This is a genomic window from Ralstonia edaphi (assembly GCF_958350185.1).
GTDB lineage: Bacteria > Pseudomonadota > Gammaproteobacteria > Burkholderiales > Burkholderiaceae > Ralstonia > Ralstonia edaphi.
In genome coordinates, this window is record NZ_CATWHI010000002.1 from 1,042,451 (window position 1) to 1,068,688 (window position 26,238).

Consider the following 26,238-nt stretch of genomic DNA (forward strand, 5'->3'; position numbering starts at 1 on the left):
AAGGCAACAAAAACAAGGCGTTATTGTAGCCCCGCAAGGCAACATCCGCTTGTGATCGCGGCCGCTTCACAAATAGCGCATCCACCGATGGCGCCCGGTGGAGCGCTGTCTTGCAAACCAGCGTGTCGGCCAATACAGCAACGCGATCGTGACTGGCCACGCCGCCCACAGTTGCCATACCGCGTTGAAGCCGAAGCGCTCGCCATGGTTTGCGCCCAACGCCTGTAACGCCGCCAGATACGCGACGTGCAGCGCATATAAATGCAGCAGATAGAAGAACATCGGCGCGGTGCCCAGCGTCTGGAGCATGTCGGCTGCGCGTGCGGGCAGGCGGTCCAGCCACGCCAGCGCGCACAGCCCCAAGCCCAGTGTCATCAGCAGAAAATCGAGCGACGGCGGGTATTTGGTGAGATTGACGAACGACACGGCGGTGGTCAGCGCATCAGGATCGAGCACCCAGGGTTGCGGCTCGCCATAGCCGTTGAGCATGCGCAGCACCGCCAAGCCGGTCAGGCTTGCAGCGCCGAGCCGCCAGCACAACGCACCCCGGGCCCCGGGCCCCGGGCGAACGCCGCGCATACGCCGGCGCAAAGGCATAACCCAGACCGATCACGCCGATCCACGCAAGCACCGGATACGACGTGCGCAGCCGCAGCCCATCGGCCAACACAATCCAGTCACGCTGATGCAGCACCGCCCACAGTGCATGCCACGATGAATCCGGCGCCACCTGCGCATCCGTGAGCAGGTTATGCCCCGCCACGATCATCAGCGAGACCGCCAGCAGACCGCCACGCGGCAGCCAGATCAGCCCCGCCAGCGCGATCATCGATAACCCGATCGCCCAGATGACTTGCAGATAGACCGTTGTGGGCGGAAACGTGAACGTCCAGGCAAAGTTCACGACGGTCAGTTCCAGAGCCACGAGAAACAGCCCGCGCTTGAAGAGATGTGCCGACACTCCGCGCCGATCCCCGCCCTGCTTTTGCCCGGACAGCCATGCCGACATGCCCGCCAAAAACACGAACACCGGCGCGCAGGGGTGGCTTGCGAAGCGCGTGAGCGCCAGTGCCGTCGGCGTAACGGCCAGATTGACAGGATCGGCCACCTGCGCGTGCAGGAAGAAGAACTCCCGCAGATGGTCGACCACCATCAGCATCATGACCAGGCCGCGCAACGCATCCACTGCGGCAAGCCGCGAAGAAGTGGGCGCCATCGTCAGAATTTGTAGTTGGCGGCCAGTGTGATTTGCCGCTCTGCACCGGGGGCCACCCACAGCTCGTTGTACGAACTGGCGTAATAGCGCTTGTCGAACAGGTTGTCGATCGTGAGCGAGAGACGCAGCGCGCGCGTCGGCTGCACATAGCCATGCAGGCGCACGGTGGTGTAGGCGGGAAGCTTGAAGCCGTTGTTGACGCTGTTGCCGGCGCGCTCGCCTACGTAGACCACGCCGCCACCCGCGCCGGCCCTGCCCAACGCGCCCGCGCCAAACTCATACAGGCCGAGCACGCTGGCGCTATGACGCGGAATGTTCGACAGCGGCGCGCCCGGCGGCAGCACCGTATCGGCGGTGACATGGGCATCGGTATAGGCATACGTGGCCAGCATCTTGACGTTCTTCGTTACCTGCCCCGACACATCGAGCTCGACACCGCGGCTTCGCACCGCACCCGCCGTGCGCTGAAATGTCGGATCGCGCGGATCGCCCGTCAGTACATTCGTCGTGTCGATGGAGTACAGCGCCAGCGTGCCGCCGAGCCGCCCATCGGCGGTTTCCAGCTTGGCGCCCACTTCGTAGCCGCGCCCCCGCTCCGGCGCGAACGCGTTGCCCTGCGCGCCCACTCCCGTGTTGGGCCGGAACGACCGCGATGTATTGGCATACAGCGACAGCGTCTGCACGGGCTGATACACGATGCCGATGCGCGGGCTATAGGCGGTCTGCTGCTGCGCCACGCGCGTGCCGGTCAGGCGGTTGTCGGCGTGCTGCAGGAAGCGGTCCATGCGCACGCCGGCCAGCAGCTTCCATTGCGGGGACAGCGTCACCTGGTCCTGCACGAAGGTGCCGAAACCGCGCTGGAACTCGCGCGTGCTGATGCTCGGCCGCATGCTCGGGCGCGGTTGGCCGTAGACGGGATCAAAGATGTCGATGGCATACGGCGCGCCGGCGCTCGGGTTGGCGCGATACAGCACCGGGTCGTAGCGGAAGTTGTAGAAATCCGCACCCGCGACGAGCGTATGTTTGACCGCTCCGGTATGCACGTCGCCCTGCACGTCGACACGGCCGGCGAGGTCATTGGCGTGGTAGTCGCGTTCACGGGCCTGGCGCCACAGGGTGCGGCCGTCCGCCTGCAGGCTCGCGGCGTCCGACGACTTGCCGAACAATTGCGATGATCGATACTGCAACCCGCCATTGAGTTTCCAGCCTCTGTTCAATTGGTGCTCGACGGTTAACTGATGGCTTTGCGTGCGCACAGTCGTATCGCCATCGCCAGGCTCACCCAGAAAGCGCGAAGGCGGCAACGCGCCCAGCTGCTTGTTAATGGCGACGATGCCCCGGTCGAACGGCGTGTTCAGCTGCGCCGCTTCAAACGCATAGGTGACCACGGTGTCGTCCGCCGCCAACCACGTGAGCGACGGCGCGACGACGTATCGCCGAGTCGACGAGAAATCGCGAAAGCTCTGGTTGCTTTCCGCCGCCACGCCCAGTCGATAGGCAAAGCGCTCGGACAGCGGGCCGGTCATCTCTGTCGCGAGCCGGTATCGATCGGGGTTGCCCACCGCCAGCGTCACCTCGCGCGACGGTTTGAACTGCGGCGTACGCGTGACGATGTTGACGATGCCGCCCGGGTCGCTGCGCCCATACAGCGCCGCCGATGGCCCCTTGAGCACATCGATGCGCCCAATGTTGATGGCGTCCACCGGCACGCTGTTGGCGCGATTGGCCGAAAAGCCATTGACGAGGTAATCCGCGCCCGTGTTGAGGTCGCCCGCAAAGCCGCGGATGGCGAAGTTGTCGGCCATGCCGCCCAGATTGTTCTGCCGACTGATCCCGCTGACCCAGTCAAGCGCAGTGTCCAAACGTGTTGCGCCAAAGTCATCGAGCGCGCCGCGCGTCACGACGCCCACCGCCTGCGGCACGTCTTTGAGCGGCGTGTCGGTCAGCGTGGCGGAACTCGCGCGCCGCACACGCAAACGTTCGTCGCCCGCCGAGCCCCTGACAATGGATTCATCCAGCGCAAACGTTGGGACCGGCTCGGCGTTGCATATATTTGATGCGCTGCACAAAACCGCTCCAAGAAGGCTCCATCTGGTTTGCGAGGGGATGGACCGTCGTCTACGCTGCATGGCAATAATTGGCACATGGAAAACAGCCACGCTAACGTAATTGCAATTCAGTTGCAATAAAAGGAGAGCCGCGCGCGACATTCCGGCGCGTGTCGCTAAGCCAATGCTCATGTTCGAGCAGCGTTTCAGGAGCGGTCCGCCTGCCAAAAAGTTCGGGTAAGCTCCACATCGTTCAACAAAAACCGACCCAGCGCGCCATTCCGCACGCGCGGGCACCATGACGAGGAGAACACGATGCACATCGGCATCCCGCAGGAGACGCGGGCGGACGAGACGCGCGTTGCCGCGACCCCGGAAACGGTGAAGAAGTACGTGGCGCTTGGCCATCAGGTGACGGTGCAATCGGGTGCCGGTGTCGCCGCTGCCCAGCCAGACGACGCATATGTCGCGGCCGGAGCCAAGATCGGCACCGCGGCCGAGGCGCTGGGCGCGCAGATCGTGCTGAAGGTGCGCTCGCCGGAAGCGGCCGAACTGGCGCAGATGCAGCCGGGCGCCGTGCTGGTCGGCATGCTCAACCCGTTCGATGACGAGAACACGGCCCGCCTCGCCGCCGCCAACGTCACCGCGTTCGCACTGGAAGCCGCGCCGCGCACCACGCGCGCGCAAAGCATGGACGTGCTCTCCTCCCAGGCCAACATCGCCGGGTATAAGGCGGTGATGGTCGCTGCCAACCATTACCAGCGCTTCATGCCGATGCTGATGACCGCAGCCGGCACCGTGAAAGCCGCGCGCGTGCTGATCCTCGGCGCCGGTGTGGCCGGCCTACAGGCCATCGCCACGGCCAAGCGCCTGGGTGCCGTCATTGAGGCATCCGACGTGCGGCCGGCGGTGAAAGAGCAGATCGAATCGCTGGGTGCCAAATTTCTCGACGTGCCGTTCCTGACCGACGAAGAGCGCGAAATCGCCCAGGGCGTCGGCGGCTATGCCCGCCCGATGCCGCCCGACTGGATGCGCCGCCAGGCTGAACTCGTGCACGCGCGCGCAACCCAGGCCGACATCGTCATCACGACGGCGCTGATCCCGGGCCGCCGCGCGCCGACGCTGCTGTCGGAAGCCACCGTGCAGGCCATGAAGCCCGGCTCGGTGGTCGTCGATCTGGCGGCGGCGCAAGGCGGCAACTGCCCGCTGACCGAAGCCGACCGCGTGGTCGTCAAGCACGGCGTCACGCTGGTGGGCTACACCAACCTCGCGTCGATGGTGGCGGCCGATGCCTCTGCCCTCTACGCCCGCAACGTGCTCGATTTCCTCAAGCTGATCATCGACAAGGATGGCGGCCTGAACATCAACCGCGAAGACGACATCGTGGCCGCCTGCCTGCTCAGCCAGGCCGGCCAGGTGGTGCGCGCTCCCGCAGCCACGAGCGCCGCCAAATAAGAACGGAGACGGCGGCCTGCCGGGCGTCACAACCCGGCGCGGTCGCCAGTGGCGATTTCATTTCTGTTTCAAGGAAGCTTCATGCAACGCAACATGCTTCGCGCCAAGCTGCACCGCGCGACGGTCACCCAGGCCGATCTGGACTACGAAGGTTCGTGCGGCATCGACGAGGACCTTCTCGACGCCGCCGACATGCGCGAATACGAAAAGATCGAGCTGTACAACGTCAACAACGGCGAGCGTTTCTCCACCTACATCATCAAGGGCAAGCGCGGCTCGGGCGAAATCTCGCTCAACGGTGCCGCAGCGCGCCGTGCGCACGTGGGTGATCTGCTGATCATCTGCACCTATGCCCCGATGAACGAAGAAGAAGTCGCCAGCTACAAGCCCAAGGTCGTGCTGCTGGGCGAGGGCAACAAGATCAAGGCCATCAAGGAAACCTGACGCGCCGGGCGGCCAGGCCTGAACGGTCTGGCCGCTTCGCACATCGACCAAGAAGCGAGGAGGAGCACTCATGGAGCTGGTCAATCACACGGTGATCAACCTGATCATCTTCGTGCTGGCGATCTACGTCGGCTACCACGTGGTGTGGACGGTCACGCCGGCGCTGCATACGCCGCTGATGGCCGTGACGAATGCCATCTCGGCCATCATCATCGTCGGCGCCATGCTGGCGGCCGGCCTCACGCAAACGGGCCTGGGCCGCACCATGGGTGTGGTGGCGGTGGCACTGGCGGCGGTGAATGTGTTTGGCGGCTTCCTGGTCACCCAGCGCATGCTGGAGATGTTCAAGAAGAAAGAGCCGAAGGCCAAGGGCGGCCAGAGCGAGGGAGCCAAGCAATGAGCATGAACCTCGTCACCCTGCTGTATCTGCTGGCTTCGGTCTGCTTCATCCAGGCGCTCAAGGGGCTCTCCCACCCGACGACGGCGCGGCGCGGCAACGCGTTCGGCATGACGGGTATGGCGATTGCCGCCGTCACGACCGTCGCACTCATCTACAAGCTCAAGGCCGAGATGTTTGCGGGTACCGAGAGCGGCGCCTCCACGGGTTTCATCCTGATCTTCGCGGGCCTGGTGGTCGGCGGCGGTATCGGCGCCTATGTGGCGCGCACGGTCGAGATGACCAAGATGCCGGAGCTGGTGGCCGCCATGCACTCGCTGATCGGTCTGGCTGCAGTGTGTATTGCCGTTGCTGCGGTGGCCGAACCGTCGGCCTTCGGCATCACCGTGGCGGGCGACAACGTGCTGCCGCTGGGCAACCGCGTGGAGCTGTTCATCGGCACCTTCGTCGGCGCCATCACGTTTTCGGGCTCGGTCATCGCCTTCGGCAAGCTGTCGGGCAAATACAAGTTCCGCCTGTTCCAGGGCGCGCCGGTGCAGTTTGCCGGCCAGCACATGCTGAACCTGCTGCTGGCGGTGGCCATGCTGGGCTTCGGCATCCTGTTCTTCCTGAGCCAGAGCTGGCTGCCGTTCATCATCATGACGGCCATCGCGTTTGTGCTGGGCGTGCTGATCATCATCCCGATCGGCGGGGCAGACATGCCTGTGGTGGTGTCGATGCTGAACTCGTACTCGGGCTGGGCGGCGGCCGGCATCGGCTTTTCGCTCAACAACCCGATGCTGATCATCGCCGGCTCGCTGGTCGGTTCATCCGGTGCAATTCTGTCTTACATCATGTGCAAGGCGATGAACCGGTCGTTCTTCAACGTGATCCTGGGCGGCTTTGGTTCCGAAGCGTCCGCCGGAGCGGCAGCGGGTGGCGGCGGACAGCAGCGGCCGGTCAAATCGGGTTCGCCCGATGATGCGGCCTTCCTCATGGGCAACGCCGAGACGGTCATCATCGTCCCCGGCTACGGTCTAGCAGTGGCGCGCGCGCAGCACGCCCTGAAGGAGCTGACCGAAAAGCTGTCGGACAAGGGCGTGACCGTCAAATACGCGATCCACCCCGTCGCCGGCCGCATGCCGGGCCACATGAACGTGCTGCTGGCCGAAGCGGAAGTGCCTTACGACCAGGTCTTCGAAATGGAAGACATCAACGGCGAGTTCGGCCAGGCCGACGTGGTGCTGGTGCTGGGCGCCAACGACGTGGTCAACCCGGCGGCCAAGAACGATCCGAAGTCACCCATTGCCGGCATGCCGATCCTGGAAGCCTACAAGGCCAAGACGATCATCGTGAACAAGCGCTCGATGAATGCCGGGTACGCCGGGCTGGACAACGAGCTGTTCTACATGGACAAGACGATGATGGTGTTTGGCGACGCCAAGAAGGTCGTCGAGGACATGGTGAAATCCGTCGAGTAAAGCGGCGCGCTGACGGCGCCACTGACGGCCGTCAACGGTCCGTCAGGTCAGACCGGTTCCGCTTGCTCCCGGCGGCGGCAGACAGTAACGTAGTGGAAACGGGCAGCGCTGGCCACACCAGCCGTGCGCTGCACCCAGCCCTCTTCCGACTCTTCCCGACGTATGCAACAGGACAGCGCCCTGCCGGTCTATTTCCACCCGACCCTGACGGTGGTGGTCGACGACAGCCAATCGTTCGTGGAAAGCCTTGGGTTCCAGATGGACCCTTCGCGTGCGCTGTTGGCCTTCAATGACCCGGAAGAGGCGCTGGCGTGGCTGCGCCAGTGGCATTCGCTACGCATGCCGGGTTTTCTTCCGGTGCGCGTCACCCACGATGATCTGACGTTCTCGACCGAGCGCCGCACGATCCAGCTCGACGTCGACCGCGTCTACCGCCAGATTCACGAGGTCAACCGCTTCCTGCAGCCCTCCGTCATCGTGGTGGATTACTCGATGCCGCGCATGAACGGGCTGGAATTCTGCGCCAAGCTCAAGGACCTGCCCTGCATGACGATCCTGCTCACCGGCATGGCCGACGAGAACATCGCCGTGCAGGGTTTCAACGACGGCCTGATCGACCGTTACATCAAGAAAGACAATCCGGCGATGGCCGAGCGGCTCAGCTCGGAAATCGAAGCGCTGCAGGTGCGCTACTTCAGCAACCTGTCGAGCACACTGCGCGATCTGCTGTCGCGCCACTCGTTCAGTTTTCTCTCAGACCCGGCGATCACACGGCTCGTGCGCGAGCTGTCCGCGCGCTACCGCTTCATCGAGTACTACCTGTATCCGCACCCCGCCGGCGTGCTGCTGCTCACCGCTGATGGTCGGGCGACGCTCATGGTCATCGAGACCAACGCGAGCATGCTCACGCACCTGGAAAACGCCGAGGCCTACAACGCGCCCGACGCGCTACTCAAGGGGCTGCACGACAAGCAGATCGTCCCGTTCTTCTGGCCTGGCGACGGCATGTACACCCCGGCCTGTGTGGAGTGGGAACAATATTGCCTGCCCGCCGAGGTATGCCAGGGCCGCGAGCCGTACTACTACGCACTGTTCGACATGCCGAGCCACCTGCTGCCGGCGCAGGTCTACAGCTATACCCAGTTTCTCACCAACTACAAGCAGGATCCGGACGCGCTCACCGGCCGCAAATCACGCTGAGGTGGTGTTTCCGCTTTGCTCTGCACTGCGGGTTTCCGCATTGTGTGGGTCACATTGGGCAAGTACAATCGATTGCGTCATCCGGCAGCCACGACGTCAGAGCGTGGCCCGGCTGAATCGCCCTGATGCGTGCGTGGCATAGCTGCGGCATCATGGCGAACGCGGGTGCCGGCACGCAACATTCGATACGGCGCCTGGAGTTCATTACTGTGCGGGATTCTCCTTGAGAGACGATTTGGGATGCAGCAGCGGGCCGCGCGTTCAAGCAGCGCGCGTTGCGGATGTCAGGGGAGTGCATCGTTCCAATCTGGTCATGGTTCACGGTTGCACGATTCCCGTTGCCACGCTGTTGATCGGCGAGCAGTACAGGTAAGGGTGCCGCAGTAGGGATACTGAAGGCGCCGGCTGCAGTCGGTCATCTTCCCCGATCTTTTCGGAGCGGGTTTGGGCGAGAGACGCCCGGGCTGGCGCGTATTGCGCACGGCCAGCGGACGGCTTCAAGCACGCTTTCACGACTGATGCGGCGGCATGCCCAGCGGTGTCGGCGGGGCGCGCCGTGTTCGCGGTGCCCGGATTCGCAGTGCGACTCCGAGTGCGCGGTTGTTGGAGTGAGCGTCCCGCTTGGCAGACGTTTTCCCTGAAGTCTCCGGCAAATTCGCACCGTGTACTCACCCAACCAAATCGATCCCGCGGTCAGCTTCCGCAACTCACAGGGTCAGCAGGTCCGCGGCACCATCATCACGCTGCAGCGGCGTGCCCTGGTGATGGAGATCTACAACCCCTATTCGATCGTGCAGGTGAGCGAGGTGCTGTCCGAGCTCGCCATCAAGATGGGGACGCGGCAGGCCTATCTCGGCAAAGCGGTGGTGATCAGCCTGGTGAACACAGGCCTGACCGCCGTCGTCTCGCTCACGCTGATCGACGAATGGCGCGAGCTGTCGGAAGTGGCCGACACGCCTGCTTCGGTGGGCGAAGAAGCGCGAACGTTCGTGCAGGAATGGCAGGAGCGCTTCCGCATCCACCGCGACTATCAGATCGTCGTCAACGAGATGCGTGCGTTCCTGGCCGAAGTGTCGCGCTGGGTGGAACAGGTGGATCTGTCGAAGACATTGCCGCGCGAGGACAACAAGCTGCGCATGGATGTCTTCCAGGAGCTGGCCGAGCCGATCATGCTCAAGCTCAAGGGCTACATGGAAGGCCTGGAATCGGAAGCCGGCAAGGTCGAGGCGGAACTTGCACCCGCGCACCGCACGTTTGCGCAAGCGGCGCTGCATCCGCTGCTGTTGCGCGCGCCGTTCATCTATCGCACGTACACCAAGCCGCTCGGCTACGCAGGCGATTATGAGATGGTCAACCAGATCCTCTCCGACCCGCGCGAAGGGCCAAACACGTACTTCCAGATCGTCAACGCCGCCTTCCTGCGCACCGACGTGGCCGAGGCGCACCGTAACCGCATCGACATTCTTGTGCAGTATCTGAGCGACCTGGCTGCACAGGCGAAGGCGGCAGGCCGGACCTTCAAGGTGCTGAACGTGGGCTGCGGGCCGGCGGTGGAAATCCAGCGCTTCATTCAGCAGCATCCCGAACCGTCGCTGCTGTCGTTCGAGCTGGTGGACTTCAGCGAAGAGACGCTCAACTACACCCGCGAGCAGATGCGCCGTGCGATGGACCGCGCGCGTAAGACCGTTACCGTCGATTTCGTGCATGAATCGGTGCATCAACTGCTCAAGCGGCGCATCACGGCCGACAGCCCGCAAGCCGGCGATTGCGATGCCGTGTACTGCGCCGGCCTGTTCGACTATCTGTCCAACAAGGTCTGCCAGCGACTGCTCTCCTACTTCGCTGCGCGCACGCGCCAAGGCGGCGCCATTCTTGCGACCAACGTGCACGGCAACAACCCGATGCGCTTCGTGATGGAACACGTGCTCGAGTGGTACCTCGTCTATCGCGATGAACCGCTGATGGCCGAGCTGCTGCCTGAGGGCTCGCACGACGTGCGCGTCTATACCGACGTGACCGGCGTCAACGTATTCGCCCAGGCCAGCGTGGCTGGGCCCGCCACACCCGCCGCTTAATCCGCAGCCCAGGAACACGCATGGAGCCCATTACACATCGCGGATACCAGGCCGAGCTCAAGCAGTTCCGGCTCGTCTTCAGCCGCATGGCGGCCATTACCGGCATCGTGCTGGTGCTGGCCGGTGTCGGGCTGGACTACGGCATGTATGTGGACAAGCTCTGGCTGTTCGCGTCGCTGCGCGTCATCACGTCGCTCATCATGTTCGGCGCCCTGCTGGTGCTGTACACGCGCTGGGGCGAAGAACATGTGCAGAGTCTCACGTTCTTCTGGCTGATCTGCCCGCAGATCATGATCTCGTGGATGATCTACGACACCGAGGGCGCCAGTTCACCGTATTACTCTGGGCTGAACCTGGCGATCTACGCGGTGGGCATGGTGATGCCGATCGGCTTTCTGCAGGCCGTGCTGTTCGGCACCTGCACATACATCTTCTGGGTGATCGCATGCACGCTGCACCCGGGCGGGATCCAGTCGCGCGAGATCTTCATCGTGCATTCGCTGTTCATCCTGTTCTCGATTGCGACGAGCACGCTGTACACGTACTTCAACGAGCGTGGGCGCTTCCAGCTCTTCCGGCTCAAGGAAGAGGTGGCGCAGAAGAACGAGCAGTTGGCGCAGACCAACCAGAACCTCACCGACATCAAGGGCCAGCTTCTGCAGCAGGAAAAGATGGCCGCTATCGGCACACTGTCTGCCGGACTGCTGCATGAGATCAACAACCCGGTCAACTTCTGCCTGATGGCCATCGCCGTGGCGCAGGAAGACCCGATCGCCAAGGGCAGCCCGATGCTGCTCGAATGCCTGGCCGATGCCAAGGAAGGCATGCAGCGCGTGCAGCACATCGTGTCAGACCTGAAGACCTTCGCCTACCGCAGCCCCGAGAAGGGCGAGGCCGATGCGCCATTCCTGGTGGAGAAGGCCATCGACTCGGCCGTCCGGCTGACGAGCCACGAGTTGCGCGGCGTGGCGCTCGAACGCAAGCTGCCGCCGGATACGCTGGTGCGCGGCGACGAGGCGGCCATCATCGGCGTGCTGATCAACCTGCTGTCGAACGCCGCGCTTGCCATGCAAAAGGTGCAGCGCGAGAACCCACGCATCGAAATTACCGGCGAGTGGATCGACAACCGCCTGCATGTGGTGGTGACCGACAACGGCCCCGGCATCTCGGAGAAGAACCTGTCGCGCGTGTTCGAGCCGTTCTTCACCACGCGCGATGTCGGCAAGGGCCTGGGACTGGGGCTGTCGATCAGCTACAGCGTGATCCAGCGCCACGGCGGCACCCTGGCGGTGACGAGCAAGGAAGGCGAATGGGCGCGCTTCACGTTTGATCTGCCGCGCTCGGAGTAGACGCATCATGGACACCACGCCGGACACCGTCACCATCCTCTACGTCGACGACGAAGTGCAGGCCTGCAAATGGTTTGCACGCACGATCGGCGCCGGCTATGAGGTGCTGACAGCCAACAGCGTCGAAGAGGCCAAGGCCGTGCTGCGCGATTCCCACGAGCGCATCAGCGTGGTGTTGACCGACTTCCGCATGCCGGGCGGCGACGGCACCGAACTGCTGCGCTTCATCGACGCGGAATACGGCGACATTGCCACCATCCTCGTCACCGCATATGCCGACAAGGACCTGCTGATTCAGGCCGTGAACACCGGACGCGTGTTCAAGATCCTGGAGAAGCCCTATCAGCCCGAAGACGTGCGTCGCTCGCTGCAGGAGGCGCTGGCCCTGCGCCAGGATCGCCTCTTGCGTACCCAGCGCCTCATGGCAATCGACGAAACGCTGGCTTTTCTTGCGCATGAGCTGAACACGCCGCTGGCCGCCATCTCGAACTTTGCGCGCGGCATCCGCATGCGCGTGGATCAGACGGAGCCCACGCCCGGCGCCCTTCCAGAAATTGGCCGCGCCGCCGACCGCGTGCAGGACAACGCGCGCTACTGCCTCTCGGTCATCGCCACGTTCCTGAATTCCGTGCGCAATACCTACGGCAAGCCCGGCACGGCAGCCACGCCCAACAGTGCGGGCGGCTTGATCCGCGCATTGTTCGACACGTACCCATTCACGAACGCGCAGCGCGAATGGGTGTCGTACCGCGTGGAAGACGATTTTCCGATCCAGACGCTGCCCAACTGCGTGATGCTGGTGCTCTCGTCGCTCACGAGCAATGCGTTGCAGGCACTGCGGCAGACCGATGCGCCGAAGCTCGAAATCATCGCCAGCCGCGCTCCGGATGCGGGCAACGCCCAGCACATGATCCGCATCGAAGACAACGGCCCAGGCATCGCGCCGGACGTTCTTGCGCGGCTGACCATCGACCCCGTGACCACGCGCGCCGAAGAAGGCGGCAACGGCATGGGCATGATTTTTTGTACGCGGATCATGCAATCGTTCGGGGGAGCGATTGCGATTGATTCTGCACCCAGCGCAGGCACGCGCGTGACTCTGACGTTCCCATGACAAGACCATCAACACTACGAACCACGCCGCACGTGATCCGCGCGTTCGCCGTATTGGCTGCATTTGCTATGAGGAGTGACGGATGACCAATCCCGGGGGCAACGAGCCCAAGATCCTGTACGTGGACGACGAGACATTGGCGCTGACTTACTTCGGCCGTGCCATCGGTTCACTGGCGCCGGTCGTCACCGCCACCTCCGTCGAAGAAGGCAAGCGCATGCTCGACCAGCACGCCGCCACGCTCGGCGTGCTCGTGTCGGACCAGCGCATGCCCGGTGAACTCGGCAACGAATTGCTGCGCTATGCACGCGAGCGCTATCCGCACCTGGTGCGCATCCTGACGACCGCCTACTCCGAAATCGAAGATACGGTGGAGGCCGTCAACCAGGGGCAGATTCACCGCTACATCAAGAAGCCGTGGGACATCACGGCGCTGCGCGTGGAACTGAAGCAGGCGTTGGAATTCTCTGACTTGCGCCGTGAGCGTGACGCGCTGCTGCGCGAGAAGATGACCGTGCGCCAAAGCCAGACGCTCACGCACCGCATCGGCGCGCTGCAGACGCTGTACCTCGCGGTGTCGGGCCTGTCGTCGTTCAGCGCCGTCAACGATTACCTGCGAGCCGCTGCCGCGGTGGGGCTGCAATCGCTTGCGCAGCCGGACTGGGCGATGAAGGACTACACCGAGCTGGTCGGCGAAGAAAGCCTGCGCACCGGCGAGTTCAGCCACGCTGTGCGCCAGGCCTATCTCGACTTGTCGTCACGCTTTGACAGCAAGCCGGCAGCCCAGGCGTTGGAGGTGCTGGCCGAGGTGCTGCACGGCAAGGTCTCGCCGTCAGGCAGCGATGCTGCGGCGGTGGTGGATCTCACCACGCTGACGGAATTCCTGGAAGCCGCGTCCACGCACAAGGTGTCGGACGCGCATGCCAAATGGCTGGCGTTCCTGCTGTGGCTCGACGGAAAAGGCTGGTCGCTCACGGCCGAGCGCGACGGCGCGACCGTCAAGCTGCGCCTGCTCGACAACCAGACGCAGCTCACGCCGGAACAACTCACGGCGTGGATGGAGCATTTCCAGGATCTGCAGGCCGCCTGAACCGGGCCCGCCGTTGGCACACAACGCCGATGCTTATGCGTCGGCGTTGTCGTTTGAGGCATCGCCTTTTACAGGCCGCTCCGGGCGATCGCGCATACCGCCCTTCACCATGTCGAAGCGGAACAGACGGCATTCGATGTTGCCGTTGTACAGCGGCGTGCGCTGCGACTCCTTCAGCCGCATCCGACGCGGCATCGAGAGATCGCCCGTGAAGACGAACGCCTTCCAGCCGGCGAATTCACGCTTGAGCGTGCCGGCAAAGGCGTGCGCAAATTCGTTGGCGGCGGCCTCTTCCTCGGGGTCGATCGGGGGCGGCGGCTCCGGCTGACGCAGTTCGCGCATCGGACGGCGGCCATCGTCGCGCGGGGCACCCATGGCACGGCTGGCGCGCTCGAACACGGTGCCATCCTCATCACCCTGGCCTTCCGGCCGGCGGCGGCGCGAGCCGTGTGCACCGCGCACGGCGATACGCTCGCCGTAAGGCGGGTTCATCAACAACACGCCGGCGGCCTCGAACGGCGGCTTGCCGAAGCGCGCATCGACCTGCTTGAGCACCGGCTCGCCGGGCAGACCGGCACGCTGCCAGTTGGCGGCGGCATAAGCGAGCATGTCGGTGGAAATGTCGGCGCCCGCCACCAGCGGCGGTGCCCGGCGCATGGATGCGGCGGCCGCGTCGGCAGCGGCTTCGCGCAGGCGCTTGAAGCATTTGGCATCGTGGTCCTGCAACCATTCGCAGGCGAAGGCGCGTTGACCGCCCGGCGCAATGCCGAGCGCACGCTGCGCCGCTTCAACGAGGAACGTGCCGCTGCCGCACATCGGATCGTAGAACGGCATGCCATGTGCGCCCGTCCAGCCCGTCAGGCGCAGAATGCCGGCGGCGAGGTTTTCCTTCAGCGGCGCCTCGCCCTTTTCCTGACGCCAGCCGCGCTTGAAGAGCGGCTCGCCGGTGGTGTCGAGATAGATCGTGCAGTCGGTCTCGGTCAGGTACGCGTAGATGCGCACGTCGGGCGAGACGGTATCGACGCTGGGCCGCGCGCCCATGCGTTGGCGGAAGCGGTCGCACACCCCGTCCTTCACACGCAGGCCGACAAACTTCAGGCTCTGCAACGGCGATTTGTGCGCGGTCACGTCCACGCGGATCATCTCGTCGGGCGTGAAATAGTCTTCCCAGCGCTGCGCGGCGGCCAGCGCGTAGATGTCGTCTTCCGAGCGATACCCGCGCGAAGCCAGGCGCATCAGCACCCGGCTGGCAATGCGGCTGTGCAGGTTGACGGCATACGCCGCGCCCTGCGTGCCGAAGAAATGCACGCCGCCCGGCACGGTGCGGCCCACCTCGAACGCGGCCAGCTCATCGACCTCGGGACGAATGGCGATTTCGGCCAGTTCATCGGCCAGCGCCTGTTCCAGCCCTCGGGGGCATGGCGCGAAGTAAGCAGTTGCCATCGGAAAACCAGAAAAAATCAGAACGGCTTCACGACCACCAGGATCGTAATCGCCAGCAACAACAGCACCGGCAGTTCATTGAACCAGCGGTAGAACTTGTGGGAACGCTTGTTGGCGCCCGCCTCGAACTTGCGCAGCAGCACGCCGCAGCCATGGTGGTAGCCGATCGTCACGAGCACCAGCGCGAGCTTCGCGTGCATCCAGCCATTGGGCGGATACAGCCCGATGCGATATCCCAGGAACAGCCACAACCCCAGCAGGATCGCGACAATCGCCAGCATGGTCGTGAAGCGGAACAGCTTGCGGGCCATGATCAGCAGGCGCGTGATAGCCGCGCGCTCGGTTTCCATTGCCAAGTTGACGAAGATGCGCGGCAGATAGAACAGCCCGGCAAACCACGACGCAATGAAGACGATGTGAAAGGCTTTGACCCAGAGCATGCGAAGCGTCCCGTGAATGGTGTGAAGCGCGATCGGTAAAAACAGCGCGCCGCTCATGGCGGCGCTCAATGTGCAGCAAGCGATATCAGGTGCGGATCTCGCCGTGCCCGAACACGACGTATTTCAGCGAGGTCAGCCCCTCTAGCCCCACCGGCCCACGCGCGTGCAGCTTGTCGTTGGAGATGCCGATCTCGGCGCCCAGGCCGTACTCGAACCCATCGGCAAAGCGCGTGGACGCGTTGATCATCACGCTGGCCGAATCGACCTCGCGCAGGAAGCGCATGCCGGTCGAGTAGTTCTCGGTGATGATCGAATCGGTGTGCGCCGAGCCGTAGGTGTTGATGTGCTCGATGGCATCGTCCAGGCCGTCGACGGTGCGGATCGACAGGATCGGGGCGAGATATTCGGTGTGCCAGTCGGCCTCGACGGCGTCTTTCAGATTGCCGAAGCCGGCGGCTTCAAGCGTCGCACGCGTGGCCGGGCACACGCGCAGTTCCACGCCCTTGTCCTGGTAGATCTTTGCCAGCGGCGGCAGCGCGCGCGCAGCCACATCGCGCGACACGAGCAGCGTTTCCATCGTATTGCACGGTGCGTAGCGCTGCGTCTTGGCGTTGTCGCACACGCGCACGGCCTTCTCGATGTCGGCGTCGACGTCGATGTAGACGTGACAGATGCCGTCCAGATGCTTGATCATCGGCACCCGCGCTTCTTCGATCAGTCGCGCGATCAGGCTCTTGCCGCCGCGGGGGACGATCACATCGACGTACTCCGTCATGGTGATGAGCTTGCCGACCGCCGCGCGATCCGTGGTGGCCACCACCTGCACGGCGTTGGCAGGCAGGCCAGCATCGGCCAGCCCTTCCTCGATGAGCGCCGCCAGCGCGCCGTTCGATTCGATCGCTTCGGAGCCGCCGCGCAGAATGGTCGCGTTGCCAGACTTGATGCACAGCGCCGCGGCATCCACCGTCACGTTCGGCCGCGACTCATAGATGATGCCGATCACGCCAAGCGGCACGCGCATCTGGCCGACCTGGATGCCGGTCGGGCGGAACTTCATGTTGCTGATCTCGCCGATCGGGTCGGGCAGCGCGGCGATCTGCTCCAGGCCGGCGGCCATGGTCTCGATGGCACGATCAGTCAGCGTAAGGCGGTCGATGAAGGCGGCGTCCTGGCCGTTGGCGCGAGCACGTTCGACGTCGCGGGCATTGACCTCTTTGAGCTTGGCGGCATCGCGACGGACGGCGGCGGCAATGTGCAACAACGCGCGGTTCTTCTGCGCGGTGCCGGCCCGGGCCATGCCACGCGAGGCGGTGCGCGCCTGACGGCCGACCAGGGCCATGTATTCGTTCACGTCGAGCTGCTTCATGATGATCGCGACCGGCGAGCTGCCGGCAAATTCAGTGTGAGGACAATTCGGAGACTTGCGGCCGATGGTGTGGATCAGGCCGGCACCGGAAGACTGCCCGGCCGCGCGATGCGCATCGCCAGTTGCAGCAGGCCATCCCATGGCTCGGCCGGCAGCGACGGCTCGCGCAAGCCCTTGACCTGCCGATCCAGCTTGGCGGCCATGGAGAGCGCACCCTCCAGCTCGCGCTGTGACAGCCGCTGCGCCGCCTGCGGCACCAGCCGCTCGCGTGGCCCCCACACCCGGAGTTCTCGCAGCATGGACGCCACCGGCTTGCCTTGGGCCGCGCCCGAAGCGATTTTTGATAATACGCGAATTTCTTCCGTCAACGTCCAGAGGACCAGGACCGTAGCTTCGCCCTCGCCGCGCAGGCCTTCGAGCATGCGCACCAGACGCGGCACATCGCCCGCCAGCATGGCTTCGGATAGCTTGAACACGTCGTAGCGCGCCACGTTGAGGACCGCATCGTGCACATCGTCGAACGTCAGCACACCGGGCGGATGCAGCAAGCCGAGTTTCTGGATTTCCTGATGCGCGGCGAGCAGATTGCCCTCCACACGGTCGGCAATGAACTGCAGCGCGCGGCGGCCAGGCTCACCGGGCTCCACACGCTGCTGCTGACGCGCGAGACGCTCGCCAATCCAGCCGGGCAGCTTGGTGCGGTCCACCGAATCGACCTTGATCGACACACCCGCGCCTTCGAGCGCCGCGAACCACGCCGACTTGGCAGTCGCAAAATCCAGACGCGGCAGCGTGATCAGCGTGACGGTGTCGGTGGCCGGCCCGGACGGCGTGCCCGCAGCCAATGCGCGCAGTGCTTCGCCGCCATCCTTGCCGGGCTTGCCCGACGGAATACGCAGCTCGACGATCTTGCGATCTCCGAACAGCGACATCGACTGCTGGGCCTCGGTCACGCGCGACCACGAGAAGCCACGCTCGACGCTCATCACGTCGCGCTCGGTAAAGCCCTGCGCGCGCGCGGCCTGCCGCAGCGCATCGACCGCCTCAAGTGCGAGCAGGTGCTCGTCGCCATGCACCACGTACAGCGGCGCGAGCCCCTTGGCAGAAGCCTGCTTCAGATGACCTTCGAGCGCGTCGAGCCGCAATTGCATGGCAAACCTTGCCCTGATCCGCCGCTTACGACGGCAGCTTCACGGCGCCCAGGCGCCGCACGAGCTGGTTGATCGTATCGCCCTGCATGTCTCGGTAGAGCGCCGCTTCTTCGTAGTCCTTGGCGAGCACCTGCGTCTCGTTGTACGAGAGATCGCGGAACTGCGTGATTTCCGACGGCGGGATCAGCAGGTTGTCGTGCGCATCGCGCAGCTGGAAGCGGAAGCGATACGTGATGCGGTACTCGCGCACCACACCCTGCGGCGTGAGCGACGAGATGGTTTTCACACGGTCTTCGGCCAACACGTCGAGCAGCGCATCGGCGTCTTTCTTATCCGACACGATGACGGTGTCGGAGCCGTTGTCGATCAGCCGGCGCAACTGCGCGCGCATCTGCGAGTTCTGCGGCAAATTGATGTACAGCCGCTTGAACGCGAAGTCGGTATTGCCCCGCATGTGGAAGCCGCAGGCGGACAGCGCCGGCAGCGCAATCCCCAGGGCAATGACAGAGCGACCAAAGCGGCGGCGGGACAAACCTCGGGACAACGACATAACCATGCGTTCCTTGAGTGGGATGGCCGATCAGGCCACCACGTTCACCAGACGGCCCGGCACCACGATGATCTTCTTGGGCGGCTTGCCTTCAGCAAATTTCTGGACCGCTTCATCCTTGGCGGCAATCGCTTCGATGGCGGCGCGATCGGCGTCGGCCGGCACGACGATGCTGCCGCGCACCTTACCGTTGACCTGCAGCACGAGTTCGATCTCGCTCTGCACCAGCGCGCCTTCGTCGACCTGCGGCCACGGTGCGTCGAGCAGGTCGCCATATGCACCGGCGTAGCCCAGTTCCGTCCAGAGCACGTGCGTGATGTGCGGCACGACCGGGTACAGCACGCGCAGCAGCAACCCCAAGCCTTCGCGGCGCGCATCGGCACCGGCGTCCTTGGCGCCTTCCAGCGCGTTGAGCATCTTCATCGTCGCCGAGACGACGGTGTTGTACTGCAGGCGCTCGTAGTCGTAGTTCGCTTGCTTGAGCACGGTGTACAGCTCGCGGCGCAGCGCGCGATCGGCATCCGTTGCACCCGCCACAACGCCATTGCCGTGACCGGCGCGAATGGCGTCGGCATGGGCCACGCCAAAATTCCACAGACGGCGCAGGAAACGCGAGGCGCCCTCCACACCGGCGTCGTTCCACTCGAGCTGTTGCTCGGGCGGCGCAGCAAACATCGTGAACAGGCGCGCCGTGTCGGCACCGTATTGATCGATCAGCGCTTGCGGGTCGATGCCGTTGTTCTTCGACTTCGACATCTTTTCGACGCCGCCGATCACCACCGGCTGGCCGTCGGCCTTGAGCGTGGCACCCACGGGGCGGCCACGTTCGTCGGTCTGCACGTCGACGTCGGCGGGGTTGATCCACTGCTTCTTGCCTGCGGCATCTTCCCGGTAGTACGTCTCGTTAAGCACCATGCCCTGCGTGAGCAGGTTGGTGAACGGCTCATCGAATTTGACGAGGCCCAGGTCACGCATGACCTTGGTCCAGAAGCGCGCATACAGCAGGTGCAGGATCGCGTGCTCGATGCCGCCGATGTACTGGTCCATCGGCATCCAGTAATCGTTGCGGGCATCGACCATGGTCTCGCCGTCCGGGCACGTATAGCGCATGTAGTACCAGCACGAATCGATGAAGGTATCCATCGTGTCGGTCTCGCGGCGCGCGGGCTTGCCGCACGACGGGCACGTGCAATTCAGGAAGCGGGGATCCTTGGCGAGCGGGTTGCCCGTGCCATCCGGAACGAGATCTTCGGGCAGGCGCACCGGCAGGTCCTGCTCGGGCACGGGCACGACGCCACAGCTCTCGCAGTGGATCAGCGGGATCGGCGTGCCCCAGTAGCGCTGGCGCGAAATGCCCCAGTCGCGCAGGCGCCAGGTGGTCTTCTTCTCGCCCAGGCCTTGTGCGGCCAGATCGGCAGCCACGGCGTCGACGGCCTGCTGATAGTTCAGGCCATCGTACTTGCCGCTGTGGAACAGCACGCCGTGTTCCTTGTCGCCGTACCAGTCGGCCCAGGTGGTCGTGTCGTACCGCTGACCCTTCACGTCGATCACCTGCTTGATGGGCAGGTGGTACTTGTTCGCGAAGGCAAAATCGCGCTCGTCGTGCGCGGGCACGCCCATCACGGCGCCGTCGCCGTAGGTCATCAGCACGTAGTTGCCGACCCACACCGGCACGGATTCGCCGGTAAGCGGGTGCGTGACCGTCAGGCCAGTCGGCATGCCCTTCTTTTCCATGGTCGCCATGTCGGCTTCCATGACGCTGCCGTGCTTGCACTCTTCGATGAACGCGGCGAGCGCCGGGTTGCCCTGCGCGGCATGCGCGGCAATCGGATGCTCCGCGGCCACGGCGCAGAACGTCACGCCCATGATCGTGTCGGCACGCGTGGTGAAGACGTACAGCTTGCCGTCGTTGATCAGCTTGCCGTCGTCAGCGGCAATGTTGTGCGGGAATGCAAAGCGCACACCCTCGCTCTTGCCGATCCAGTTCTGCTGCATCAGCTTGACGCGCTCGGGCCAGCCCAGCGGGTCAAGGTCGGAGAGCAGCTCCTGCGCATACTTGGTGATGCCCAGGTAGTACATCGGGATCTCGCGCTTTTCCACCACCGCGCCCGAGCGCCAGCCGCGCCCGTCGATCACCTGCTCGTTGGCGAGCACGGTCTGGTCGACCGGGTCCCAGTTCACGGTGCCGGTCTTGCGGTAGGCGATGCCCTTTTCGAGCATCTTCAGGAACAGCCACTGGTTCCAGCGGTAGTAGTCGGGGCTGCAGGTCGCCACTTCGCGCGACCAGTCGATCGCCAGGCCCATCGACTGCATCTGCTTCTTCATGTAAGCGATGTTGTCGTAGGTCCATGCAGCGGGTGCCACGCCGTTGTTGAGCGCCGCGTTTTCCGCCGGCATGCCGAAGGCGTCCCAGCCCATCGGCATCAGCACGTTGTATCCCTTCATGCGCAGCTGACGCGTCATCACGTCGTTGATCGTGTAGTTGCGCACGTGGCCCATGTGCAGCTTGCCCGACGGATACGGCAGCATCGAGCAGGCGTAGAACTTGGGCTTGTCCGAGCCGTCAGCAGCGCGCGCGTGTTCGGTCACGCGGTAGGCATCCAGTGCCTGCCAGTGTTGCTGCGCTCGCTGTTCGACGTCGGACGGGGAATATTTGTCTTGCATGGTGATGGGTCGCCCGGATGCCCCGGCGATTGCAGCCGCGCCGCCAACGGGCGCAGCCGGATTGAATAACGGAAAAGGCCCGATTATACCGTCGCCATCCGCCCCATCCGGGCGATCGCGAGCGGTGAAAAAAGGCGCCGGACAGGCCTGCCAGCGCCCTCTGCCGTCAGCCTGATTACAGGCCGAGCACGTCGTTCATGTCGTACAGACCCTTCTTGCCGGCCACGTAGACCGCAGCGCGCACGGCGCCTTCGGCATACGACTGGCGGGTGTTGGAGCGATGCGTGATTTCGATGCGCTCGCCGTCGCCCGCAAACAGCACGGTGTGGTCGCCGACGATGTCCCCGCCGCGCACGGTGGCAAAGCCGATGGTGCCAAGCTCGCGCGGGCCGGTCTCGCCTTCGCGCGCATAGACCGCGCGATCGGCCAGCTTGGTGCCCTGCGCCTCGGCCACGATCTCGCCCATCTTGAGCGCGGTGCCCGACGGGGCGTCGATCTTGTGCTTGTGATGCGCCTCGATGATCTCGACGTCGTAGCCCTGCGCCAGGATCTTGGCGGCGACTTCGATCAGCTTGAACGTCGCGTTCACGCCCACGCTCATGTTCGGAGCCCAGACCACGCCGATCGATTCGCCGTAAGTCTTGAAGCTGGCTTTCTGCTCGGCCGTGAAACCGGTCGTACCGATCACCACGGCGGTCCCGACCTCACGCGCAATATTGAGGTGATTGAGCGTCGCATCAGGACGCGTGAAATCGATCAGTACGTCCGCGTTCGAGAGCCCCGCCCGCACGTCGTCGGTCACGATGACACCGGTGGTTTTGCCAAGCTTGGCGCCGGCGTCCTGTCCCACGGCATCGCTGCCCGCGCGGTCCAGCGCGGCGCCCAGCGTCACGCCCGGCGTGCGCAGTACGGTATCGATCAGCATCTGGCCCATGCGGCCCGAGGCGCCTGCAATCGCAATTTTCATGTCGGTGAGAGCGAAAAGCTGCAAAAGAGAAAACGGTCTGTAAAACGCACAAGCGGCGGAACCCGTCCGCCGCTCGCTCGAAGTCGTGATGCCGGCGCGCTGGCTATGCGCGCTTCACGGCGTTCACTGCGATTGGGTGGCCGGCGGCGGAACGCTGGTGTCAGTACCACCACCGCCAGTGCGGCGCTCCGGCAGCGTCACGTCAACGTTGTTTTTGGAGCCTGCGGTCGACTGCACGCGGTCCGTCACTTCAGCCGACGGAATCGACGGTGCACGTGCAGCGGGTGCCGCGCCCGCGGCAGCAGCGGCCTGCGCGGCGTCCTTCTTCGGACGTTTGATGCCGTCGATTTCCGAGATCAGCTCCGCTTCGGACGGCAGTTCATCAGCGCCCACCCACTTGGCGAGGCGATCGCCGTCAAACCACACGGTCAGCTTGCGTTCCTGCACAACAGCCGTATTGCCACGCTTGAACGAGAAAATATAGTCCCAGCGGTTGGCGTGGAACATATCCGTCAACAGCGGCGTGCCGAGTACGAAGCGCACCTGGTCGCGGGTCATGCCTTCCTTGAGCTGCGCCGCCTGTTCGCGCGACACGAAGTTGCCTTGCACGATGTCGATGCGATACGGCGTGACGGCATTGGCGATCTTGCGCGTGGTGCTGTCATAGGTGCCGCATCCGGCCAGCAACGCCGACGCAGCGAGCATGGCACCCATCAACAGGCCGCCGCGACGGGCGACGTGGGCAAAACGGACAGGACTGCGCGCAAAGGAAAAGGTCATGAGCGATCGGCCTTCAAACGGTTCCGGGTGTGCCGGTACGGGAGGAATCGGCGACGGCCAGGCACATTGTGCAGGCCCGTCAATAGGACTTTTGCCGCCAAAACCCTTATGATTGGAATCCGAACATTGTACTCTAGGGAGCCTGGCGCATGCCGAGTCCTGCAGACCTCAAGAACATCGGTCTGAAAGCCACGGTGCCGCGGTTGAAGATCCTCGAGATCTTTCAGACCAGCGAAGAGCGCCACATGAGCGCCGAAGACGTGTACCGCATCCTGCTCGCCGAGCAGATGGACATTGGCCTGGCCACGGTCTATCGCGTACTGACGCAATTCGAACAGGCGGGGCTGCTGTCACGCAACAACTTCGAATCGGGCAAGGCCATCTACGAACTCAACGAGGGCAAGCACCACGATCACCTGGTGTGCCTCGATTGCGGCCGCGTCGAAGAGTTTTTTGATGCCGAGATCGAACAGCGCCAGCAGAGCATCGCCCGTGCGCGCGGCTTTGCGCTGCAGGAGCACGCGCTGTCGCTTTATGGCAATTGCACGAAGGAAGCCTGCCCGCACCGGCCAAAGCGCTGAAGCATCGTCGCCAAAAGGAAACGGCCGCATCGTCTGCGGCCGTTTTTCATTGGAGCGGCGAGATGGCGGATGTCAGGCGGACAGCCGCGTCTCACCCTCCTTTTCTGCGTCGCCTTGACCACCCTTCTCGGCCTTGCCGTGTTCCTTGGCCTGCACGGGCGGATGGGCCGGCGCGCCGGACGCCTGCCCGGTGTATTCGGCCACGACCTGCTTGAAGAGCTGACGCGCCCACACCAGCATCGGGTGCGTGTTGCGGCTGCGGTGCCACAGCATGTTCAGGCCCAGCACAGTTTCCAGCTCGGTCGGCAGCGGGAATGCGTTGAGGTCGTACATCTTGCAGACCATATCCTTCATCAGCGAATTGACCGTGAAGATCATGTCGGTCTGGGCCGCCACTTCGCCCTGGGTGCGCCAGCTGTGCACCGTCATGGTCGAGTTGCGCTTGAGGCCGCGCTGCTGCAAGGCGTAGTCCAGCGGAATGAGCGACGGCGCGACACGGCTGCCCGGGCTGCCCTGCGCGATGAAGATATGCTCGCAGTCGAGGTATTGCTCCAGCGTGCAGCGATCGCCGAGGATCGGGTGGTCCTTGCGCGCGCAGACCCACATGTTGAAGGAGGTCACGACCTCTTCCATGATCTCGGGGTGGCGCGTGGGGAACGGAGAGAAGGCCAGATCCAGCTCGTTGGCGCGCATGGCCGCCACATCGGCTTCCCACGAAGACGATTCGGTCAGGCGCACCTGCAATGCCGGCGCCAGGCGCTTGATGCGCAGCAGGAAGCGGTCGAACAGCGCATCGCCCAGCGTGCCGGCAAAGCTGACGTTGAACGTGCCGGTGGCTTCGGCGGGGTCGAACGTGGCGATATCGCCCTCGTTGATGGCCGCCCACAGGTCGAGCATCTCGCGCACCTTCGGGCCCAGCTCAAGCGCCTTGGGCGTAGGCGTCAGGCCGTGCGGCACGCGAATGAAGAGGGGATCGTCAAATATCTCACGCAGACGGCCCAGCGAATGCGAAACAGCCGGTGCGGTCATGTGCATCTTTTCGGCCACGTAGGTGGCGTTGCGCTTGCTGAGCAGCTCAACAAAAATCACCAGCAGCTTGGTATCGACGTTGACCATGGGACGCCTTGGCTCGAACACGTTGGAAAACTGGAAAGGCAACCATTGCCAAGGCAATGGGCCGGATGCGACGTAAAAGCCCGCCACATCACAATGTAGTATTTGTTCAGTGTACGGACTGCAACCCAATTTTCAAAGCGAATTCCTGTAGCCCGAATTCGAAATTTGCTAATCCGCAAACGTTTTCTTTTCAGTCCATAACAAACGCCGATCTGCGCCCAACCCGCAGCGTTTTAGTGAGATCGGCTCGCCCTAGACCCACGTGCCCATGAAAAAAACGCGCCCGAAGGCGCGTTCTCTTGGCAGCAAGGTGGATTACTTGCCCACCACACGTGCCATTTCCAGGCACTTGTTCGAGTAGCCCCACTCGTTGTCGTACCAGCTCACGACCTTGATGAAGGTGCCATCCAGTGCGATGCCGGCTTCGGCGTCGAAGATCGAGGTGCGTGCATCGCCGCGGAAATCCGTAGCGACGACCTTGTCTTCGGTGTAGCCCAGCACGCCCTTCAGCGCGCCTTCGCTCTGCGCCTTCATTTCGGCGCAGATTTCAGCGTACGTGGCGGCGCTTTCCAGCTCGACGGTCAGGTCGACCACCGACACATCCGAGGTCGGCACGCGGAACGACATGCCGGTCAGCTTCTTGTTCAGTTGCGGGATCACCACGCCGACGGCCTTGGCAGCGCCGGTCGACGACGGGATGATGTTTTCCAGGATGCCGCGGCCGCCGCGCCAGTCCTTGTTAGACGGGCCGTCAACGGTTTTCTGCGTGGCGGTGGCAGCGTGCACGGTCGTCATCAGGCCGCGCTTGATGCCCCACTTGTCGTTCAGTACCTTGGCAACCGGTGCCAGGCAGTTGGTCGTGCACGAAGCGTTGGAGATGATCGCCTCGCCCTTGTACGTTTCGTGGTTCACGCCGTACACGAACATCGGGGTGTCGTCCTTCGACGGAGCCGACATGATCACCTTCTTGGCGCCCGCGTCGATGTGCTTTTGCGCGCCTTCCTTGGTCAGGAAGATGCCGGTCGATTCGATCACCACGTCGGCGCCGACTTCGCCCCACTTCAGCTCGGACGGGTCCTTCACGGCGGTCAGGCGGATCTTCTTGCCGTTGACGACGAGCGTGTTGCCGTCGACCGACACTTCACCGTCGAAGCGGCCGTGCACCGAGTCGTACTTCAGCATGTACGCCAGGTAGTCGGGCTCCAGCAGGTCGTTGATGGCAACAACTTCGATGTCCTTGAAGTTGGCGGCGGCAGCGCGGAACACCATGCGTCCGATGCGGCCGAAGCCGTTGATGCCGATCTTGATGGTCATGGTCAGTCTCCTGATAGC

At 64.0% G+C, this 26,238-nt stretch carries 23 protein-coding genes; 10 read left to right on the forward strand and 13 right to left on the reverse strand.

Annotated elements, in window-relative coordinates:
- Positions 1-66 precede the first annotated feature (66 nt).
- The 3 genes from R2669_RS10060 to R2669_RS10070 are packed head-to-tail and all read right to left on the reverse strand — an operon-like array spanning position 67 to position 3,345.
- On the reverse strand, positions 67-489 hold the full coding sequence (locus R2669_RS10060) for an acetyltransferase domain-containing protein (RefSeq protein ID WP_316899902.1): 423 nt from the start codon (positions 487-489) through the stop codon (positions 67-69).
- Complete coding sequence (locus R2669_RS10065; protein ID WP_316899904.1) at positions 443-1,216, reverse strand: acetyltransferase domain-containing protein; 774 nt, start codon at positions 1,214-1,216, stop codon at positions 443-445. The genes R2669_RS10060 and R2669_RS10065 overlap by 47 nt, the downstream gene beginning before the upstream one ends.
- A 2-nt stretch (positions 1,217-1,218) precedes the next feature.
- Positions 1,219-3,345, reverse strand: coding sequence for a TonB-dependent siderophore receptor (locus R2669_RS10070; protein ID WP_316899906.1), 2,127 nt, complete (start codon positions 3,343-3,345; stop codon positions 1,219-1,221).
- Positions 3,346-3,579: 234 nt separating this feature from the next.
- On the opposite strand from R2669_RS10070, the gene R2669_RS10075 reads away from it, so the two are divergent.
- The 9 genes from R2669_RS10075 to R2669_RS10115 all read left to right on the forward strand — a co-directional run bounded on the left by R2669_RS10075 (position 3,580) and on the right by R2669_RS10115 (position 13,848).
- Positions 3,580-4,719, forward strand: coding sequence for a Re/Si-specific NAD(P)(+) transhydrogenase subunit alpha (locus R2669_RS10075; RefSeq protein ID WP_316899908.1), 1,140 nt, complete (start codon positions 3,580-3,582; stop codon positions 4,717-4,719).
- An 81-nt stretch (positions 4,720-4,800) separates the two neighbouring features.
- The gene (gene panD / locus R2669_RS10080; protein WP_009241493.1) at positions 4,801-5,163 is read left to right on the forward strand and encodes an aspartate 1-decarboxylase; all 363 of its coding nucleotides are present in this window, start codon (positions 4,801-4,803) and stop codon (positions 5,161-5,163) included.
- A gap of 70 nt (positions 5,164-5,233) precedes the next feature.
- A complete protein-coding gene (locus tag R2669_RS10085; protein WP_024979075.1) occupies positions 5,234-5,563 on the forward strand; it encodes an NAD(P) transhydrogenase subunit alpha part 2 in 330 nt (109 codons plus the stop codon).
- Entirely contained in the window at positions 5,560-7,020 is a 1,461-nt protein-coding gene (locus R2669_RS10090; RefSeq protein ID WP_147215962.1) for an NAD(P)(+) transhydrogenase (Re/Si-specific) subunit beta, read from the forward strand. The genes R2669_RS10085 and R2669_RS10090 overlap by 4 nt, the downstream gene beginning before the upstream one ends.
- A gap of 162 nt (positions 7,021-7,182) precedes the next feature.
- Positions 7,183-8,220, forward strand: a complete 1,038-nt coding sequence (locus tag R2669_RS10095) for a response regulator (RefSeq protein WP_147215960.1) — start codon at positions 7,183-7,185, stop codon at positions 8,218-8,220.
- Positions 8,221-8,882: 662 nt separating this feature from the next.
- Entirely contained in the window at positions 8,883-10,295 is a 1,413-nt protein-coding gene (phcB, locus tag R2669_RS10100) for a class I SAM-dependent methyltransferase PhcB (RefSeq protein WP_316890045.1), read from the forward strand.
- 20 nt (positions 10,296-10,315) lie between these two features.
- A complete protein-coding gene (locus R2669_RS10105) occupies positions 10,316-11,644 on the forward strand; it encodes a sensor histidine kinase (protein WP_147215956.1) in 1,329 nt (442 codons plus the stop codon).
- Between the two features lie 7 nt (positions 11,645-11,651).
- Positions 11,652-12,758, forward strand: a complete 1,107-nt coding sequence (gene phcR, locus R2669_RS10110; protein WP_316872808.1) for a two-component system hybrid sensor histidine kinase/response regulator PhcR — start codon at positions 11,652-11,654, stop codon at positions 12,756-12,758.
- Positions 12,759-12,840: 82 nt separating this feature from the next.
- Entirely contained in the window at positions 12,841-13,848 is a 1,008-nt protein-coding gene (locus R2669_RS10115) for a response regulator (protein WP_147215952.1), read from the forward strand.
- 33 nt (positions 13,849-13,881) lie between these two features.
- Here the strand turns inward: R2669_RS10115 and R2669_RS10120 are convergent, their stop codons facing one another.
- The 8 genes from R2669_RS10120 to R2669_RS10155 form a co-directional block, all read right to left on the reverse strand.
- The gene (locus R2669_RS10120; protein ID WP_316899911.1) at positions 13,882-15,291 is read right to left on the reverse strand and encodes a THUMP domain-containing class I SAM-dependent RNA methyltransferase; all 1,410 of its coding nucleotides are present in this window, start codon (positions 15,289-15,291) and stop codon (positions 13,882-13,884) included.
- A gap of 17 nt (positions 15,292-15,308) precedes the next feature.
- Positions 15,309-15,731 (reverse strand): CopD family protein, encoded by a 423-nt coding sequence (locus tag R2669_RS10125; RefSeq protein ID WP_027680553.1) that lies wholly within the window; start codon positions 15,729-15,731, stop codon positions 15,309-15,311.
- 85 nt (positions 15,732-15,816) lie between these two features.
- A complete protein-coding gene (locus tag R2669_RS10130; RefSeq protein WP_027680552.1) occupies positions 15,817-17,097 on the reverse strand; it encodes a glutamate-5-semialdehyde dehydrogenase in 1,281 nt (426 codons plus the stop codon).
- Positions 17,098-17,171: 74 nt separating this feature from the next.
- Complete coding sequence (gene holA / locus R2669_RS10135) at positions 17,172-18,248, reverse strand: DNA polymerase III subunit delta (RefSeq protein ID WP_147215950.1); 1,077 nt, start codon at positions 18,246-18,248, stop codon at positions 17,172-17,174.
- 25 nt (positions 18,249-18,273) lie between these two features.
- Positions 18,274-18,798 carry an LPS-assembly lipoprotein LptE gene (locus R2669_RS10140; RefSeq protein ID WP_147215948.1) on the reverse strand — a complete coding sequence of 175 codons (525 nt, stop codon included), beginning with the start codon at positions 18,796-18,798 and terminating at the stop codon, positions 18,274-18,276.
- Between the two features lie 30 nt (positions 18,799-18,828).
- On the reverse strand, positions 18,829-21,462 hold the full coding sequence (gene leuS / locus R2669_RS10145; RefSeq protein WP_316899913.1) for a leucine--tRNA ligase: 2,634 nt from the start codon (positions 21,460-21,462) through the stop codon (positions 18,829-18,831).
- Positions 21,463-21,637: 175 nt separating this feature from the next.
- A complete protein-coding gene (dapB, locus tag R2669_RS10150) occupies positions 21,638-22,429 on the reverse strand; it encodes a 4-hydroxy-tetrahydrodipicolinate reductase (RefSeq protein ID WP_316899915.1) in 792 nt (263 codons plus the stop codon).
- Between the two features lie 123 nt (positions 22,430-22,552).
- Positions 22,553-23,209, reverse strand: a complete 657-nt coding sequence (locus tag R2669_RS10155) for an outer membrane protein assembly factor BamE (RefSeq protein ID WP_316899917.1) — start codon at positions 23,207-23,209, stop codon at positions 22,553-22,555.
- A gap of 149 nt (positions 23,210-23,358) precedes the next feature.
- On the opposite strand from R2669_RS10155, the gene fur reads away from it, so the two are divergent.
- Positions 23,359-23,790: a ferric iron uptake transcriptional regulator gene (gene fur, locus R2669_RS10160; RefSeq protein ID WP_147215943.1), complete on the forward strand. Its 432-nt coding sequence runs from the start codon at positions 23,359-23,361 to the stop codon at positions 23,788-23,790.
- Between the two features lie 72 nt (positions 23,791-23,862).
- On the opposite strand, the gene R2669_RS10165 is transcribed toward fur, so the two are convergent.
- Together R2669_RS10165 and gap are read right to left on the reverse strand one after the other, a co-directional pair.
- A complete protein-coding gene (locus tag R2669_RS10165; protein WP_147215941.1) occupies positions 23,863-24,906 on the reverse strand; it encodes a LysR family transcriptional regulator in 1,044 nt (347 codons plus the stop codon).
- Between the two features lie 315 nt (positions 24,907-25,221).
- Positions 25,222-26,220 (reverse strand): type I glyceraldehyde-3-phosphate dehydrogenase, encoded by a 999-nt coding sequence (gap, locus tag R2669_RS10170; protein WP_009241512.1) that lies wholly within the window; start codon positions 26,218-26,220, stop codon positions 25,222-25,224.
- Positions 26,221-26,238: the final 18 nt, after the last annotated feature.

Bases quoted from the DNA above. Each gene is read 5' to 3' on its own strand.
- R2669_RS10120 (WP_316899911.1), bottom strand. From the start codon at position 15,291: ATGGCAACTGCTTACTTCGCGCCATGCCCCCGAGGGCTGGAACAGGCG.
- R2669_RS10065 (WP_316899904.1), bottom strand. From the start codon at position 1,216: ATGGCGCCCACTTCTTCGCGGCTTGCCGCAGTGGATGCGTTGCGCGGC.
- leuS (WP_316899913.1), bottom strand. From the start codon at position 21,462: ATGCAAGACAAATATTCCCCGTCCGACGTCGAACAGCGAGCGCAGCAA.
- panD (WP_009241493.1), top strand. From the start codon at position 4,801: ATGCAACGCAACATGCTTCGCGCCAAGCTGCACCGCGCGACGGTCACC.
- phcR (WP_316872808.1), top strand. From the start codon at position 11,652: ATGGACACCACGCCGGACACCGTCACCATCCTCTACGTCGACGACGAA.
- holA (WP_147215950.1), bottom strand. From the start codon at position 18,248: ATGCAATTGCGGCTCGACGCGCTCGAAGGTCATCTGAAGCAGGCTTCT.
- R2669_RS10165 (WP_147215941.1), bottom strand. From the start codon at position 24,906: ATGGTCAACGTCGATACCAAGCTGCTGGTGATTTTTGTTGAGCTGCTC.
- R2669_RS10105 (WP_147215956.1), top strand. From the start codon at position 10,316: ATGGAGCCCATTACACATCGCGGATACCAGGCCGAGCTCAAGCAGTTC.
- R2669_RS10060 (WP_316899902.1), bottom strand. From the start codon at position 489: ATGCTCAACGGCTATGGCGAGCCGCAACCCTGGGTGCTCGATCCTGAT.
- dapB (WP_316899915.1), bottom strand. From the start codon at position 22,429: ATGAAAATTGCGATTGCAGGCGCCTCGGGCCGCATGGGCCAGATGCTG.
- R2669_RS10130 (WP_027680552.1), bottom strand. From the start codon at position 17,097: ATGAAGCAGCTCGACGTGAACGAATACATGGCCCTGGTCGGCCGTCAG.
- R2669_RS10095 (WP_147215960.1), top strand. From the start codon at position 7,183: ATGCAACAGGACAGCGCCCTGCCGGTCTATTTCCACCCGACCCTGACG.
- R2669_RS10115 (WP_147215952.1), top strand. From the start codon at position 12,841: ATGACCAATCCCGGGGGCAACGAGCCCAAGATCCTGTACGTGGACGAC.
- fur (WP_147215943.1), top strand. From the start codon at position 23,359: ATGCCGAGTCCTGCAGACCTCAAGAACATCGGTCTGAAAGCCACGGTG.
- R2669_RS10085 (WP_024979075.1), top strand. From the start codon at position 5,234: ATGGAGCTGGTCAATCACACGGTGATCAACCTGATCATCTTCGTGCTG.
- R2669_RS10075 (WP_316899908.1), top strand. From the start codon at position 3,580: ATGCACATCGGCATCCCGCAGGAGACGCGGGCGGACGAGACGCGCGTT.
- gap (WP_009241512.1), bottom strand. From the start codon at position 26,220: ATGACCATCAAGATCGGCATCAACGGCTTCGGCCGCATCGGACGCATG.
- R2669_RS10140 (WP_147215948.1), bottom strand. From the start codon at position 18,798: ATGTCGTTGTCCCGAGGTTTGTCCCGCCGCCGCTTTGGTCGCTCTGTC.
- R2669_RS10155 (WP_316899917.1), bottom strand. From the start codon at position 23,209: ATGACCTTTTCCTTTGCGCGCAGTCCTGTCCGTTTTGCCCACGTCGCC.
- R2669_RS10125 (WP_027680553.1), bottom strand. From the start codon at position 15,731: ATGCTCTGGGTCAAAGCCTTTCACATCGTCTTCATTGCGTCGTGGTTT.
- R2669_RS10070 (WP_316899906.1), bottom strand. From the start codon at position 3,345: ATGCAGCGTAGACGACGGTCCATCCCCTCGCAAACCAGATGGAGCCTT.
- R2669_RS10090 (WP_147215962.1), top strand. From the start codon at position 5,560: ATGAGCATGAACCTCGTCACCCTGCTGTATCTGCTGGCTTCGGTCTGC.